Genomic DNA, 14,875 nt, shown 5'->3' on the forward strand with positions numbered 1-14,875 from the left:
ACCGACGGCCAGAACCAGCGCGCATCCACCCCGAAACAGATCCCGGAGCCCTCATGTACGAACTGAGCAACGTCACCAAGCGCTACACCCGGGGCAAGGACACCGTCCACGCCCTCGACGGAATCGACCTCACCATCCCCGACGGGGACAGGCTCGTCATCCAGGGCCCCACCGGCGGCGGCAAGTCCACGCTCCTGCAGATGCTCGGCGGTCTCGACCGCCCCACCGCCGGCGAAGTCGTCCTGGACGGCACCGACCTGGCCCGGTTGAGCGAGGCCCGGCTGACCCGGGTCCGCAGCGAGAGCATCGGCTTCGTCTTCCAGTCCTTCAACCTCATCCCGACCCTCACCGCCCAGGAGAACGTGGAGACCGCCCTCGTCCCTCTCGGCATCAAGGTGAAGGAACGCCGCGAACTCGCCGCCGAGGCACTGGAGTCCGTCGGCCTGGGCGAGCGCCTCGGACATCTCCCCGGCGAGATGTCCGGAGGGCAGCAGCAGCGCGTCGCCATCGCCCGGGCCGTCGTGAAGAAACCCAAGGTGCTGCTCGCCGACGAACCGACCGGCAACCTGGACGAAGGCACCCGGGACGAGATCATGGACGTCCTCGAACGCCTGTGGAAGGAACACGGGTTGACCTTCGTCATGGTCACCCACGACTCCACGCTGGCGAAGAAGGCCCCGCGCCTGGCCACCCTGCGCCAGGGCAGGATCACCGTGAAGGAGAACGCGGCCACCTGACGGCGCATAACACAGCCGGAACGCGTCGCACTTCGCAGTTGTGTAACGGTGTCCCGGACGCCGCGTAACAGTTTCCTGGCGCGCTTTCTCACCGTCCTCTCATCTATTGAGCCCACTGATCACCCCCCGGCATACTGCGTGGTCCGGGGGGTTGACGTGCATGCGTACGAGTCCACCCCCGACCGGGTGAACGGGGAATCCGCCCGGTACTCCATCTCCAGGGGGAGAACTTGCGCAGACAAGTGAAAAGAGCGGCTGCGGCCACCGTGGCAACGGCCGCAGCGGTCGCCCTCGCAGCGGGTATGACCAGCCCGGCGTCGGCGAAGCCCGACCGCGCCTCGGTGGCCACCACCGCCGCCTCGAAGGCCGCCGTCAAACACCACGTCACCCTGATCACCGGTGACCGCGTCGCCCTCGACGCCAAGGGCCGTGTCGTCGGCCTGGAGCGGGCCAAGGGACGCGAGCACATACCCTTCCAGGTCCGCAAGGCCGCCGGACACACGCTGGTCGTCCCCGCCGACGCGGCCCACCTGGTCGCCTCCGGCACGCTGGACCAGCGCCTGTTCGACGTCACCGAGCTGAACAAGGCCGCCACCCGCAAGGCCCAGAAGAACGGCCTGAAGGTCATCGTCGGCTACCGCGGCACCGCGACCGCCGCCAAGGCCGACGTCCGCGACGCGGGCACCCTGCGCCGCAGCCTGAAGGCGCTCAACGCGGACGCCGTGCAGACCCCGGTCAAGGACACCGCCGACCTGTGGGCCGCCGTCACCAACGGCGACAAGTCCGCCTCCGGCATCGCCCACGTCTGGCTCGACGGCGTCCGCAAGGCCGCCCTCGACAAGTCCGTGCCGCAGATCGGCGCCCCCACCGCGTGGGCCGCCGGCTACACCGGCAAGGGCGTGAAGGTCGCCGTCCTGGACACCGGTGTGGACACCAGCCACCCGGACCTCAAGGACCAGGTGATCGAGTCCAAGAACTTCACCACCGCCGCCGACGCCAAGGACCACTTCGGCCACGGCACGCACGTCGCGTCCATCGTGGCCGGCACCGGCGCCAAGTCGGGCGGCAAGTACAAGGGTGTGGCCCCGGACGCCAAGCTCCTCAACGGCAAGGTCCTGGACGACAACGGCTTCGGTGACGACTCCGGCATCCTCGCCGGCATGGAGTGGGCGGCCTCCCAGGGCGCCGACGTCATCAACCTGAGCCTCGGCGGCTACGACACCCCCGAGATCGACCCGCTCGAGGCCGAGGTCAACAAGCTCTCCGCCGAGAAGGGCGTCCTGTTCGCGATCGCCGCGGGCAACGAGGGCCCCCAGTCGATCGGTTCGCCGGGCAGCGCGGACGCCGCGCTCACCGTCGGCGCCGTCGACGACAAGGACAAGCTCGCCGACTTCTCCTCCACCGGCCCGCGCGCCGGCGACGGCGCCATCAAGCCGGACGTCACCGCTCCGGGCGTGGACATCACCGCCGCCGCGGCCAAGGGCAGCGTCATCGACCAGGAGGTCGGCGAGAAGCCCGAGGGCTACCTGACCATCTCCGGCACCTCGATGGCCACCCCGCACGTCGCGGGTGCCGCCGCCATCCTGAAGCAGGAGCACCCGGACTGGGGCTACGCCGAGCTGAAGGGCGCCCTCACCGGCTCCACCAAGGGCGGCAAGTACACCCCGTTCCAGCAGGGCACGGGCCGCATCCAGGTCGACAAGGCCATCAAGCAGTCGATCGTCGCCGACCCGGTGTCGCTGAGCTTCGGTGTGCAGCAGTGGCCGCACACCGACGACAAGCCGGTCACCAAGAAGCTGACGTACCGCAACCTCGGTGACAAGGACGTCACGCTCACCCTGGCCAGCACCGCCACCAACCCCAAGGGCGCGGCGGCCCCGTCCGGCTTCTTCAAGCTCGGCGCGACGACCGTGACCGTCCCCGCGCACGGCACCGCCTCGGTCGACTTCACCGTCGACACCAGGCTGGGCGGCACCGTCGACGGCGCCTACTCGGCGTACGTCACGGCGACGGGCGACGGCCAGACCGTCCGCACGGCCGCCGCGGTGCAGCGCGAGGTCGAGTCCTACGACCTGACCCTGAAGTTCATCGGCCGCGACGGCAAGCCGGCCCCGTACTACAACGCCGACGTCACCGGCGTGGGCGGCCTGGCCAACGGCGTCTGGCTGAACCCGTACGACAAGTCCGGCACGGTGAAGGTGCGCGCGCCCAAGGGCACGTACATCCTCAACACCTCCGTCTACGCCGACCCCCAGGACGCCTCCAAGGGCGCCGACTGGATCGCGCAGCCGAAGCTGACCGTCGACAAGAAGCAGACGATCACCATCGACGCGCGCAAGGCGAAGCCGGTGGACATCACCGTCGCGGCCTCGGGCGTGAAGTCCCAGTTCGCCTCGCCGGAGTACGACGTCACCGTCGGCAACGGCCAGTACGGCTTCGGCTGGTTCCTCGACTCGTACAAGAACTTCCGCACCGCCCACCTGGGCCCGCAGCTGCCCGCCGGGACGCTGTGGCAGCAGTGGGACGGCCACTGGACCAAGGGCGCGACCGAGCAGTACGACGTCACCTCCGGCGGTGCCGTCAAGCAGCTCGCCACGGGCTACACCAAGCACTACAAGGCGGGCGACCTCGCCACGGTGAAGGTCCGGCTGGGCGCGGCGGCGAGCGGCAAGAAGGGCACGATCGACGCGGTGGGCTGGCTGCCCGGCAGCTCCGGCGCCTCCTCCATCGGCATCCCGCAGAAGCTGCCCGGCACCCGCACCCTGCACCTGTCCGCCACCGGCGGCGTGCAGTGGGAGCTGGACTTCCAGCAGAACGGCGGCGTCGACCAGGACGGCTTCCCCCTGACCGAGGCCGGCTACGGGCTCGGCCAGTTCACCTTCAAGGGCGGCAAGACCTACACCAAGACGGTCAACACCGCCGTCTTCGGCCCGCACGTCGGCAAGGAATTCGGGCTGTTCCGCGACGGCAACGAGATCTTCGGCGTGCTGCCGCTGTTCGCCGACTCCGCCAAGCACGCCGGGTCCTCGCAGTTCACCTCGGTGAACACCACGCTGTACCGCAACGGCACCAAGGTCGGCTCGAACACCGACCCGCTTTTCGGCGACGCCACCTTCAAGGTGCCGTCCGGTGACGCGGCGTACAAGCTGACCACCTCGGTCAAGCGGTCCGCGAAGGTGTCGGAGGCCTCGACGCGCATCGACGCGACCTGGACCTTCCGCTCCAAGAAGCCGGCGGACTTCGTCCAGCTGCCCGCCTCCGCGCTGCACTTCGGCGCCACGACCGGACTGGACAGCCGCGTCACGGCCGGCAAGACGGTCACCTTCCCGGTCACCGTGGAGGGCTCCGCCGCCGGCAGGAACCTGAAGTCCCTCGCCGTCTACGTCTCCTACGACGGCAAGAACTTCAAGAAGGTCACCGTCAAGAACGGCAAGATCACCGTCAAGAACCCGGCGAAGAACAAGGCGATCTCGTTCCGCGCCAACATCGCCGACAAGAAGGGCAACACGTCGGCGATCACGATCTACAACGCGTACTTCGGCAAGTAGGCCGGCGCGCGGTAGACCGTAACGCTCCTTGCCGAGGGGTGCACCGGAGGACAGTCTCCGGTGCACCCCTCAGCGCGTCGCCGCGCGGGTCGCGTCGGCGCCCCAGCTGGCCAGGAGACGCAGGGAGTCCGCGGAGGCGGAGTCCGGGTCGGCGTGGTAGGTGACCAGGACCTGCTCCGAGCCGTCCGTCAGCCGGAAGCTCTCGAAGTTCAGGGCCAGGTCGCCCACCAGGGGGTGGTGCAGGTGCTTGACGCCGTGGCTCTTCTCCTTGACGTCGTGCGTGGCCCACAGCCGGCGGAACTCCTCGCTCTTGACGGACAGCTCACCCACGAGGACCGACAGACGCGCGTCGTCCGGATCGCACCCCGCGTCCATGCGCAGGGCGCACACGATGTCGATCGCCTTCTGCTCCCAGTCGACGAACAGCTCGCGGTAGGCGGGACGCAGGAAGACCAGCCGCGCCCAGTTGCGCTCGGCGGGCGGCAACTCGCCCCAGTCACCGAAGACGGCCGCCGCCATCCGGTTCCAGGCGAGGATCTGCGAGCACCGGCCCACGATGTACGCCGGTACCCCGTCCATGCTGTCCAGCAGATGCCGCAGCACCGCCCGCACCTGCTGCTGCCGTGCCGCCGGCTTCTTCTTGTGCGCCTTCGGCTTGGCCAGGTGCGTCAGGTGCGCGTGCTCGGCGTCCGTCAGCCGCAGCGCCCGGGCGATCGAGTCCAGCACCTCGGCCGAGACGTTACGGCCGTTGCCCTGCTCGAGGCGGGTGTAGTACGCCACCGACACCCCGGCCAGCTGCGCCAACTCCTCACGGCGCAGCCCCGGCACCCGGCGGTGCCGTCCGAATCCGGCCAGCCCCACGTCCTCGGGCTTCAGCCGGGCCCGCCGGCTGCGCAGGAACTCGCTCAGCTCCGCCCGTCGGTCCAGGGTCTGCCCGGTGGCCACGCTCGCGTCCGGCTGCTCGTCCCTGCTGTCCATGCGTCCAGTATTCCTGGTCGTATGCACGGCAGCCTGACCCCGCCAGTGGTAGGCACGGCGGTCGTACGCAAAAGCGTGGTCTGGGTGGGCGGCGCCTCGCCCGGCAGGCTGGAGGCCGCGCCCGGCGGGAAGGCAGCCGGGCGCGGAACCCCCCGCTAGGAGATCCTCCGCATGACCACTGTTGCCGCATACGCCGCGCCCGCCGCGAAGGCCCCGCTGGAGCGGACGACCATCGAGCGACGCGCGGTCGGCGAGCACGACGTCCTGATCGACATCAAGTTCGCCGGTATCTGCCACTCCGACATCCACCAGGCCCGCGAGGGCTGGGGCGAGGCGATCTTCCCCATGGTCCCCGGCCACGAGATCGCGGGCGTCGTCGCCGAGGTCGGCCCCGGCGTGACGAAGTTCCAGGTCGGCGACCGGGTCGGGGTCGGCTGCATGGTCGACTCCTGCCGCGAGTGCGAGAACTGCCTGCGAGGCGAGGAGCAGTACTGCCTCAACGGCATTGTCGGCACCTACAACGCCGTCGGCAAGGACGGCGAGCCCACCTACGGCGGCTACTCCGAGAAGATCGTCGTCGACGAGAACTACGTCCTGCGCATCCCCGACGGGCTGTCCCTGGACGTCGCCGCGCCGCTGCTCTGCGCGGGCATCACCACCTACTCGCCGCTGAGCCACTGGAACGCCGGCCCCGGCAAGAAGGTCGCCATCGTCGGCCTCGGCGGTCTCGGCCACATGGCCGTCAAGATCGCCCACGCCATGGGCGCCGAGGTCACCGTCCTGTCCCAGTCCCTGCGCAAGAAGGACGACGGGCTCAAGCTGGGCGCCGACCACTACCACGCCACCAGCGACCCGAAGACCTTCGAGGAACTGGCCGGCACCTTCGACCTGATCGTGTCGACCGTGTCCGCGCCGATGGACTTCGGCGCGCTGCTGTCGCTGCTGAAGACGGACGGCGCGCTGGTGAACGTGGGCGCCCCCGAGGAGCCCATCGCGCTCAACCTCTTCTCGGTGATCGGCGGCCGCAAGACGCTCGCCGGCTCCATGATCGGCGGTATCCGCGAGACCCAGGAGATGCTGGACTTCTGCGCCGAGCACGGCATCGGCGCCGAGATCGAGCTGATCAGCGCGGCCGAGGTCAACGAGGCGTACGAGCGGGTGCTGGCGAGCGACGTCCGCTACCGCTTCGTGATCGACACGGCCACGATCTGACCTGCGGTCCTGCCCGGCCGTAGTTCTGGGAGGCCGTAGCCCTGCCGGGCTACGGCCTTCGGCGGATCCTGTGCGGGGGTGCGGGCCTTCTGCCGGGTGCGGGCCGTCGTGGCGGCCGTTCGCGCGGTTCCCCGCGCCCCTCCGCGGGCGTCTATCCGAGACCGAATCCCTCCCCGGCGCCGTACGCCCGCACCAGGACGGCTCCGTCGTCCGCCGGCCGTACGACATGGGCCCGGCCGGACCCGGCCACCCGGGCCTCGCCGTCCTCCACCCCCACCATGAGCAGGGTGTTCTCGTCCACGGCGACCCCGTACGGCGCGTCCCCCCGCGCGACCGCCGTCACCAGCCGCGCCAGCGTGCCCCACTGGGCCGCGTGCACGTCCACCGCGAACGGCACCAGGCCGAGCCCCGGCCGGACCTCGATCTCCGCCAGGTCCTCCCCGGTCTCCTCCGCGCACACCGGGACCCCGTTCAGCAGCCAGCCGCCGACCACGGCCCGCCGCGCGGCCACCGCGGCACCGGCGGAGAAACCGGCGTACGGCATCCCGCGCGCCGCCAGCAGCGCCGGCAGCCGCTCCAGACAGTCCGCGAGCGCGTCCAGGTAGGCGGGCGTCAGCCCACCGCACACCAGCAGCCCGTCGATCCCGTCCAGCACGGCCTCCGGCTCGAACCGGCCACCTAGGGGCACGAGCAGCGGCACCGGCGTGCACGGCGGCCCGGCCTTCTCGAGCGCCGCCGCGTACCGCTCGAACTGCGCGGCCCCGTCCCCCTCGTCGAGGACCAGGCACCCGACCCGCCGCTCACCGCCCAGCTCCCGCAGGAACGGCTCGTACACCTCGGCGTTGTCCCAGCCCCCACCGATGAGAAATACCCGACTGCCCATGCCCTCCCCTTCGCTCCGTGCCGAACCGCCTCGACACGAGGGACGAATCTACGGGGAGGGACGGGAAGCCGTCGCCGGAACGGGCTCAGCCCCGCGCCGGCCCCGTCAGGTTCGCGCGACCCCGACCGGGCAGGACACCCCGGTGCCCACGGGTCTGGGTTGCCATGTGACCCAGCTTCATGGGCTCGGCTCGGAGGTTCCGGGGCGCGCGGTTCTCGCGGCTCATGAGCGTAGGCAGGCCTCATGGCTGCTTGACTCCCACCGAGCCATGAGCGTGGGGGATCGGCCGGTCGACCGGTATGAACAGGGTCAGGCGCCCAGGTCGTGATACATGACGTGCAGTCCGACCGGACCCAGCGTCGGATGCCGGAACGCACCTGGGACGGTGCCGATGACGGTGAACCCGAGGCGCTCGTACGTTCTGACGGCGGGCGTGTTCGAGGCCGCGACGGCGTTGCACTGGACGCCGGCAAAGCCACAGGTCGAGGCCCAGTTGAGCAGATACTCGCCCAGTGCTTGACCGACACCCTGGCCGCGCGCCTCGGAGGCCACCATGAAGTTGCCGCTGGCGATGTGGGAACCGGGACCGGGCCGATTGGGGTACATGTTCGAGGTGCCAAGCACGCGCCGGTCCTCTACGGCCACCACGACGTGTCCCGGGGACGGGACCACCCACATGTCGTGTGCCTGCGCATCAGTCTGGAGGGGGTCGTAACAGAAAGAGTCAGCCAGGGATCCACTTCAATGACGCCGTGACTACGACACCGATGGACGGCGCTGGGACTATCGCCGGACGGACCGCACTCAGCGAGGTCGTTGAGTATCTGCGCCGGCAGAGGCCGGTCTTTCACTCCGAAGCCGACCTTCAGCACAGTTTTGCTCGGGCGCTCTGGGAGCTGGCACCGGAGGTGCACTCCAGGCTGGAGGTGCCGCAACGAGCGCCGGGCAAGACCGAGTACCTGGACCTCCTGTGCCTTGGGCCCTCGACCCGCACCGCGATCGAGTTCAAGTACTTCACCCGAAGTTGGACAGGCACGGCCGGCACTCCAGCCGAGGACTACTCATTGAGGGCGCATGCCGCCACCGACCTCGCTCGCCTGTACTTCGTTCGGGACATAGCCAGGCTGGAGCGCTTCTGCCGCCGGTCCGGCCAGAACGGTCTTGCCCTCATGCTGACCAACGAGGCGTCCCTGTGGACTCCGCCCAGCCCCGGCCGCCGACGTACTCGGGATCACGACTTCAGGATCCACCAGGGACGTGAGCTCGCCGGGACGCTGTTGTGGGCTGAGGGCGCTTATCAGCCGAACACGTGCGCGTTGCGGGGTGCGTACTCACTCGATTGGGAGCCGTACAGCGACCTGAGCGGGCCAGGCGGTGAGTTCCGCTATCTCGCCGTGTTCGTCAGCCCAGCGCCGGATGGCGCTGACGACGAGTCCGCAAGCGCGTAGCTCAGTGCACAGCGGCGCCGGATTACCCGGGCGGTGCCGGAAACCGGCCGTGCCGCCGTACTGAGTGGCGGGTCGACACCACGGCCGGTCGGGCCGGGCTCAGGCTCGGCCGGCTACTTCTCCGTGACTTCAGGCGCGGGAGCGATCCCCGTCGGGCACGAGGCGCCCCAATTCGTGTCGAACGGGTCACTCAGCTTGACCCCCGTTCCGCCCAGGCCGCAGTAGCCCGCCGGGTTCTTGTCGAGATATTGCTGGTGGTACCCCTCGGCCGGGTAGAAGGCGCGGCCCTGTGCCGGGAGGATCTCCGTGGTGATCGTGCCGTAGCCGGAGGAGGTCAGGACCTTCTGGTAGGCCTCGCGGGAGGCCTGTGCCGTGGCCGCCTGCTCCGGGGTGTGGGTGTAGATCGCCGAGCGGTACTGGGTGCCCACGTCATTGCCCTGACGGAAGCCCTGCGTCGGGTCGTGGGACTCCCAGAAGGTCTTGAGCAGGCGCTCGTACGAGATCTGCCGGGGGTCGTAGACCACGCGGACGGCCTCCGTGTGGCCGGTCAGGCCCGAGCAGACCTCCTCGTACGTCGGGTACTCGGTGTAGCCGCCCTGGTAGCCGACCAGAGTGGTGTGCACACCCGCCGGGAGCTGCCAGAACTTGCGCTCCGCGCCCCAGAAGCAGCCCAGGGCGAAGTCGGCGACCTCCAGGCCCTGCGGGTACGGGCCGAGGAGCGGGGTGCCGAGGACGGTGTGCCGGTCGGGGACCGTGTAGGGGAGTGCTAGGCGGCCCTTGAGCGCCTGCTCGGGGGTGGGCAGCCGGGGGGTGCGGCCGAAGAGCATGGGGTCTCCCTGTCGGTCGGGGACGGGGTGCCGGCGGCCTCGCCGGCCGGCACCGTTCACAACGTCCCGAGGATCTTCCGCATTCCGGTCAGGCGGGCGCCGCCGCGGTCTCCCGTACCGCCCGCACCACGGTGTCGCGGACCCGGCAGTAGTGCCCGGCCATGTCGCCCCGGTAGCGCCACGGCAGCGCGTTCACATGGCCGTCCACCAGCTTGAACTGCTCCAGCGCCGCCTCGTTGCGGTCCTGGAGGTGCAGGTAGAACGCCAGTAGGTGCCGCAGCTCCGGCAGCCGCGGGTGGGAGGGGTCCGCCGCCGCGGCGTCCTGGAGCGCCGCCTCGACCCGGGCCAGCATCTCCGGCGTGTTGTCGGCCGCGGTGTCCTCCGAGTCGTCGTGCTCGAAGTGCGCGATGAGCGGCAGCGCCGTCAGCAGGCTGCCCAAGGGCGCGCCGGCGGCGGCTCGTTCGGCGAAGTCGAAGGCCAGCCGCTCGGAGCCGCGCCACTTCGCGCACCAGTACTGGAGCGCCGAGAAGTGGGCCTCGTAGTGGTGCGGGGCGCGGGCGGAGATCTCCGCCCACAGCTTGTCCATCTCGGCGTTCGGATAGCCGAGGCCCAGCGCCACCCATATCTCCGCGATGTACGGCGTCGGGTCGTCCGGGTTCAGTGCCGCCGCCCGGGTGATCTCCGCACGTGCGGAGACCAGCGTGCGGTGGAAGCCCTCGGCCTGCTCCCGGGTCGTGTACCGGGCCGTCTTCGCACCGCGCAGCTTCCACGCGAGGATCACCGTGCTGCGCGCCCGGACGACGGCGGCGTCGGGGTCGTCGCGCCGCTCGGCCTCCCAGTCCAGCAGCCACCCGTCCTCCTCGGCCGCGTGGTCCGCCAGCAGGTACACGAGTGCCGACCGGCGCTCCCAGTCCGGGCCGTATGCCCTACCGCAGGTCAGAAGGGCAATGCGGATATGGGGGAGGGGAGGGGTGGCCCTCCCGGGAGGGGGCCCGGGGGGCCGGGTGGCGTCAGCCCGGGAGGCCGGCCGGGCTGCCGCCGTTGGCCTCGTAACCGGCCACCGCCAGCGCGCGGTGCAGGGCGAACTCGGCGGCCGGATCGGCGGACAGGATCCACGGCAGCGCGCCGACGTGACCGTCGATGTGTATCAGCTGCTGCATGGCCTCCGCCCAGCGTTCGGCGCGGACCAGGAAGAACAGCAGCAGGTGCCGGACGTGCGGCAGCGTGGGGTCCTCGGGGTCGGCCGCGTGCACCGCGTGCAGCGCGCCGTGGATCGCCTTGGTGACGACCTCGCTCTGGTAGAAGCTCGCGACCAGGTTCACCTCCGGCAGGTGCTCGAACACCGCGAACAGCGGCAGCGCGGCGAGCAGCGAACCCTCCGGCGCGCGGGCCGCGGCGGCCTCCGCGAAGGAGTACGCCTGCTCGCGCGAGCCGTGCCACTTCTCGCACCAGTAGTGCAACGCGGCCAGATACGCGCCCATGTGGTGCGGGGCGCGGTCGAGGATCTTCAGCCACAGCTGGTCGAACTCGGCGTGCTGATAGGACAGTCCGCGCGCGATGGAAAGCTCCGTCACGTAGGGCACCGGGTCACCGGGCGCCAGCAGGGCCGCCTGCGCACAGGCGTCCCGGGCCTCCTCCATGATGATCCGGAACTCGTCCGTGCCCGGCGTCGACGTCCGCCAGGCCTGCTGCACCAGGAACTCCGCGTGGACGGCGGCGCCGCCCGCGTCCTTGGGCTGCTCGGCCCGCCAGACCCGGAGCCACTGGCCGCCCGGCGTCTCGTGGACCCCGCCGGGCCGCTGCTGCAGCTCCAGCGCGGCGGCACCGGCGAAGGCCTGCACCCGCTGCCAGCGCCGCTCGCCCTCGGACTCGGTGCCGGCCAGCAGCTGGGCGGCGGCCCGGTAGTCCTGCGTGCGCTGCACCAGCTCCAGGACCTGGAGCAGGTCCTCGTCCGGGCCGGGCAGGCGTACGTCCAGCTCCTCCTGGCGCAGGAAGCCGTAGTCCGCGGGGTCGGCGGCGTCCGGGTGTCCCGGGGGGACCTGTTCGATCACCCCGCGCCTGCGCCGTACGACAGGGAGCAGCACGAAGCCCAGCAGGAGCAGCGCCATCAGCAGCCAGAGAATCGACATGCCTCAAGCGAACCAGACGCCGCCGACAATTGGCGAACCCCGCCGCCGGGCTGTGGACAACTCCGGGCGAGGACATGACAGCGGGGCGCCTGGGAGGCGCTCACGAGACGCCGTGAGCCGCATGAGACGCACGAGGCCCTTGATCCATGAGACACATGAGGCGCACGAGGCCCTGATCCATGAGACACATGAGGCGCACGAGGCCCTGATCCATAAGCGCATGAGGCGCACGAGACCCTTGAGGTGCATGAGGCCCATGAGGCTGACGAGGCCGTCGGCTCGCCGCGTGCCGCCGGGAACCGCCGGGCCGCCCGTGTATGACGGCCGGATGGCGCGGCACGGCGAGAGCTCATGGCGGCCGTCACCATCCCGCCGGGCGCATTACGCTCGGTGCACATGAGCGACAGGCACATCAGTCAGCACTTCGAGACCCTCGCGATCCACGCGGGCAACACCGCGGATCCCCTCACCGGCGCGGTCGTCCCGCCGATCTACCAGGTCTCGACCTACAAGCAGGACGGCGTCGGCGGGCTGCGCGGCGGCTACGAGTACAGCCGCAGCGCCAACCCGACCCGGACCGCCCTGGAGGAGAACCTCGCCGCGCTGGAGGGCGGCCGCCGCGGCCTCGCCTTCGCGTCCGGCCTGGCGGCCGAGGACACCCTGCTGCGTACGCTGCTCACCCCCGGCGACCACGTGGTGATCCCGAACGACGCCTACGGCGGCACCTTCCGGCTCTTCGCCAAGGTCGCCACCCGCTGGGGGGTGGAGTGGTCGGTCGCCGACACCAGCGACCCGGCCGCCGTGCGGGCCGCGATCACCCCGAAGACCAAGGCCGTCTGGGTGGAGACCCCCTCCAACCCGCTGCTCGGCATCACCGACATCGCCGCCGTCGCCCAGGTCGCCCACGACGCGGGCGCGAAGCTCGTCGTCGACAACACCTTCGCCACGCCCTACCTCCAGCAGCCGCTGGCGCTCGGCGCGGATGTCGTCGTGCACTCCCTGACCAAGTACATGGGCGGCCACTCCGACGTGGTCGGCGGCGCGCTGATCGTCTCCGACCCGGGGCTCGGCGAGGAACTGGCCTACCACCAGAACGCGATGGGCGCCGTCGCCGGCCCCTTCGACTCCTGGCTGGTGCTGCGCGGCACCAAGACCCTCGCGGTGCGCATGGACCGGCACAGCGAGAACGCCACGAAGATCGCCGACATGCTGTCCCGGCACGCGCGCGTGACGAGCGTGCTCTACCCGGGGCTGCCCGAGCACCCCGGCCACGAGGTCGCCGCCAAGCAGATGAAGGCGTTCGGCGGCATGGTGTCGTTCCGGGTCGAGGGCGGCGAGCAGGCCGCGGTCGACGTATGCAACCGCGCCCAGGTGTTCACCCTCGGCGAGTCCCTCGGCGGTGTCGAGTCCCTCATCGAGCACCCCGGCCGGATGACGCACGCCTCCGCCGCCGGTTCCGCGCTGGAGGTCCCGGCCGACCTGGTGCGCCTGTCGGTCGGCATCGAGAACGTCGACGACCTGCTGGAGGACCTGCGGCAGGCCCTCGGCAAGTAGCGGCGGTCACCAGCCGGTCAGCGGTGGGGTCGTCTGCGAGGGCGGCTCCACCCAGGGGCGGGCGTCGGCCGCCCACACCGCGAACGCGACGGCCGCGACGCAGGCCAGCAGCCACAGGACCCGGCGGACGAGCCGCCGCTGCCGCAGCAGACGTTCCCCACGGCGCACCGCGTCCGCGTGCAGCTCCGGCGGCACCGGAGCCCCGCCCCGCTCCATGATCCGCCGCACGGCGGCTTCCCGTTCGCCCCGTCTCACCGCGGCCTCCCGCCGCCGGACCGGCGTGCGCGCGGGCACGGGCCTTGGCGGCGGCCGTGCGGGGGGACGCGGCGTACGAGGTCGCCGGCGCGGCTCACGACGGTGCCGCCCCGGTGTCCGCCGCGCGGGGCGCGACCGGGCGGGCGGGGTGCAGTACGTCGGCCGTCGCGCGGTCGCAGATGGTGTGGACGCGTTCCGCGGGCAGGCCGAGCAGGGCCGCCGTCTGCTCCTCGGCCACGCCCTCGTAGAACCGCAGGACCAGGACCAGCCGCTCGCGCGGCGCGAGCGCGGCCAGCGGGCTGCGCGGATCGGGCCGGGCGCGGCCGAAGGCCCCGTACCGGTGCCAGGTGGTGCGCGCGAAGCGGGTGGCGAGGTACTGGCGGGCGCAGTCGTACGGGTCCTCGCCGCGCAGCCGGTCCCAGCGGGCGTAGGTGTGGGCGAGCGCGAGCGTCAGCAGACGCCGCGCGCGCGGGTTGGCGTCCGGCGCCTCGGCGGTGAGCAGCATGGCGGCGTGCAGCAGGCGCCCGGCCGCACCCGCGACGAACGCCTCGAACTCCCGGGCCCGGCGGGCATCACGGGCCACTTGCCGATCCCCCACCGCGCCTCCCCCCGAGTTCTCCCTCCGGCCCGCCGGAGCCGGTCCGGACGAATCCCTCTGCGGACCCGGTCTCATATCAGGCCAGTGACGGGCCGGGGTCAAGACCTCGGAACCCGCGCCGTGCGGCGCGCGGTCAGGAGGCCGGGGGCTGCTCCGCCGCCGGTACGCCCTGCACGGTCATCCGCGCGGAGAGCGCGTGGTTGAAGCGGGTGAGCAGCGTGCAGAACTGTTCGCGCTCCTCCGGCGCCCAGTCGTGTGTCAGCTCCGCCATGAGCTGACGCCGGGACGAGCGCACCTCCTCCAGCCGCGCGGCGCCGCGCGGCGACAGCTGGAGCACCACCGCGCGCCCGTCCTCCGGGTGCGAGGTGCGCTTGACGAGCCCGGTGTCGACGAGGGGCGCCACCTGCCGGGTGACCGTGGAGGAGTCGATGCCCATGCTGGCGGCGAGCGCCTTGACGCCCATCGGGCCCTCGTTGTCGAGCCGGTTGAGCAGCAGGTACGCGGCACGGTCCATGGAGTTGCGCACCTGGCCGACGCCGCCGAGCCGCGTCTGTTCGGCACGGCGGGCGAACACCGCCACCTCGTGCTGGAGGGTGTCGAGGAGACCGGTGTCACCGACGGTCGTCATGTCCATCGACATTTCAGGTGTTGTGGGCATGGCCGGAGGCTCGCTTCATGAAGGACTGCTGGGTTGGGGGACAGGGTA

The 14,875-nt window shown here is 71.2% G+C and carries 13 protein-coding genes and 1 pseudogene; 5 read left to right on the plus strand and 9 right to left on the minus strand.

The genetic code is table 11. The features are described from left to right. Window positions 1-53 precede the first annotated feature (53 nt). Both LG395_RS30300 and LG395_RS30305 read left to right on the plus strand, forming a co-directional pair. Entirely contained in the window at window positions 54-737 is a 684-nt protein-coding gene (locus tag LG395_RS30300; protein WP_171153336.1) for an ABC transporter ATP-binding protein, read from the plus strand. A 242-nt stretch (window positions 738-979) separates the two neighbouring features. Continuing rightward, window positions 980-4,285 carry a S8 family peptidase gene (locus LG395_RS30305; RefSeq protein ID WP_225811912.1) on the plus strand — a complete coding sequence of 1,102 codons (3,306 nt, stop codon included), beginning with the start codon at window positions 980-982 and terminating at the stop codon, window positions 4,283-4,285. Window positions 4,286-4,354: 69 nt separating this feature from the next. On the opposite strand, the gene LG395_RS30310 is transcribed toward LG395_RS30305, so the two are convergent. After that, the gene (locus LG395_RS30310; protein WP_225811870.1) at window positions 4,355-5,263 is read right to left on the minus strand and encodes a helix-turn-helix domain-containing protein; all 909 of its coding nucleotides are present in this window, start codon (window positions 5,261-5,263) and stop codon (window positions 4,355-4,357) included. A 171-nt stretch (window positions 5,264-5,434) separates the two neighbouring features. Here LG395_RS30310 and LG395_RS30315 point away from each other — a divergent pair, with 171 nt between their 5' ends. After that, on the plus strand, window positions 5,435-6,475 hold the full coding sequence (locus LG395_RS30315) for an NAD(P)-dependent alcohol dehydrogenase (protein ID WP_225811871.1): 1,041 nt from the start codon (window positions 5,435-5,437) through the stop codon (window positions 6,473-6,475). Between the two features lie 151 nt (window positions 6,476-6,626). On the opposite strand, the gene LG395_RS30320 is transcribed toward LG395_RS30315, so the two are convergent. Beyond that, window positions 6,627-7,358, minus strand: a complete 732-nt coding sequence (locus LG395_RS30320) for a type 1 glutamine amidotransferase family protein (RefSeq protein ID WP_225811872.1) — start codon at window positions 7,356-7,358, stop codon at window positions 6,627-6,629. Window positions 7,359-7,667: 309 nt separating this feature from the next. Next, window positions 7,668-8,090: a GNAT family N-acetyltransferase gene (locus LG395_RS30325; RefSeq protein WP_372463486.1), complete on the minus strand. Its 423-nt coding sequence runs from the start codon at window positions 8,088-8,090 to the stop codon at window positions 7,668-7,670. Window positions 8,091-8,110: 20 nt separating this feature from the next. On the opposite strand from LG395_RS30325, the gene LG395_RS30330 reads away from it, so the two are divergent. After that, on the plus strand, window positions 8,111-8,806 hold the full coding sequence (locus LG395_RS30330; protein WP_225811874.1) for a hypothetical protein: 696 nt from the start codon (window positions 8,111-8,113) through the stop codon (window positions 8,804-8,806). Between the two features lie 113 nt (window positions 8,807-8,919). Here the strand turns inward: LG395_RS30330 and msrA are convergent, their stop codons facing one another. The 3 genes and pseudogenes from msrA to LG395_RS30345 all read right to left on the minus strand — a co-directional run bounded on the left by msrA (window position 8,920) and on the right by LG395_RS30345 (window position 11,762). Beyond that, complete coding sequence (msrA, locus tag LG395_RS30335; RefSeq protein WP_225811875.1) at window positions 8,920-9,633, minus strand: peptide-methionine (S)-S-oxide reductase MsrA; 714 nt, start codon at window positions 9,631-9,633, stop codon at window positions 8,920-8,922. Between the two features lie 88 nt (window positions 9,634-9,721). Next, window positions 9,722-10,552 (minus strand): annotated as a pseudogene (locus tag LG395_RS30340) (hypothetical protein); the annotation flags it as partial. A 91-nt stretch (window positions 10,553-10,643) separates the two neighbouring features. Continuing rightward, entirely contained in the window at window positions 10,644-11,762 is a 1,119-nt protein-coding gene (locus LG395_RS30345) for a hypothetical protein (RefSeq protein WP_225811876.1), read from the minus strand. A 396-nt stretch (window positions 11,763-12,158) separates the two neighbouring features. Here LG395_RS30345 and LG395_RS30350 point away from each other — a divergent pair, with 396 nt between their 5' ends. Continuing rightward, a complete protein-coding gene (locus LG395_RS30350; protein ID WP_171153319.1) occupies window positions 12,159-13,316 on the plus strand; it encodes a cystathionine gamma-synthase in 1,158 nt (385 codons plus the stop codon). Between the two features lie 6 nt (window positions 13,317-13,322). On the opposite strand, the gene LG395_RS30355 is transcribed toward LG395_RS30350, so the two are convergent. The 3 genes from LG395_RS30355 to LG395_RS30365 form a co-directional block, all read right to left on the minus strand. Further along, window positions 13,323-13,571 (minus strand): hypothetical protein, encoded by a 249-nt coding sequence (locus LG395_RS30355; RefSeq protein ID WP_171153317.1) that lies wholly within the window; start codon window positions 13,569-13,571, stop codon window positions 13,323-13,325. A 94-nt stretch (window positions 13,572-13,665) separates the two neighbouring features. Next, window positions 13,666-14,169, minus strand: a complete 504-nt coding sequence (locus tag LG395_RS30360; RefSeq protein WP_225811877.1) for a sigma factor-like helix-turn-helix DNA-binding protein — start codon at window positions 14,167-14,169, stop codon at window positions 13,666-13,668. A gap of 133 nt (window positions 14,170-14,302) precedes the next feature. Further along, on the minus strand, window positions 14,303-14,809 hold the full coding sequence (locus LG395_RS30365) for a MarR family winged helix-turn-helix transcriptional regulator (protein WP_171159750.1): 507 nt from the start codon (window positions 14,807-14,809) through the stop codon (window positions 14,303-14,305). Window positions 14,810-14,875 lie beyond the last annotated feature (66 nt).

Origin of the sequence: Streptomyces spinosus, assembly GCF_020400655.1 — a bacterium.
Taxonomy (GTDB): domain Bacteria; phylum Actinomycetota; class Actinomycetes; order Streptomycetales; family Streptomycetaceae; genus Streptomyces; species Streptomyces argyrophylli.

What these genes read in the sequence shown, in the direction of transcription:
- LG395_RS30300 (WP_171153336.1), top strand. Translation starts at nt 54, where the DNA reads ATGTACGAACTGAGCAACGTCACCAAGCGCTACACCCGGGGCAAGGAC.
- LG395_RS30310 (WP_225811870.1), bottom strand. Translation starts at nt 5,263, where the DNA reads ATGGACAGCAGGGACGAGCAGCCGGACGCGAGCGTGGCCACCGGGCAG.
- LG395_RS30315 (WP_225811871.1), top strand. Translation starts at nt 5,435, where the DNA reads ATGACCACTGTTGCCGCATACGCCGCGCCCGCCGCGAAGGCCCCGCTG.
- LG395_RS30320 (WP_225811872.1), bottom strand. Translation starts at nt 7,358, where the DNA reads ATGGGCAGTCGGGTATTTCTCATCGGTGGGGGCTGGGACAACGCCGAG.
- msrA (WP_225811875.1), bottom strand. Translation starts at nt 9,633, where the DNA reads ATGCTCTTCGGCCGCACCCCCCGGCTGCCCACCCCCGAGCAGGCGCTC.
- LG395_RS30345 (WP_225811876.1), bottom strand. Translation starts at nt 11,762, where the DNA reads ATGTCGATTCTCTGGCTGCTGATGGCGCTGCTCCTGCTGGGCTTCGTG.
- LG395_RS30350 (WP_171153319.1), top strand. Translation starts at nt 12,159, where the DNA reads ATGAGCGACAGGCACATCAGTCAGCACTTCGAGACCCTCGCGATCCAC.
- LG395_RS30365 (WP_171159750.1), bottom strand. Translation starts at nt 14,809, where the DNA reads ATGTCGATGGACATGACGACCGTCGGTGACACCGGTCTCCTCGACACC.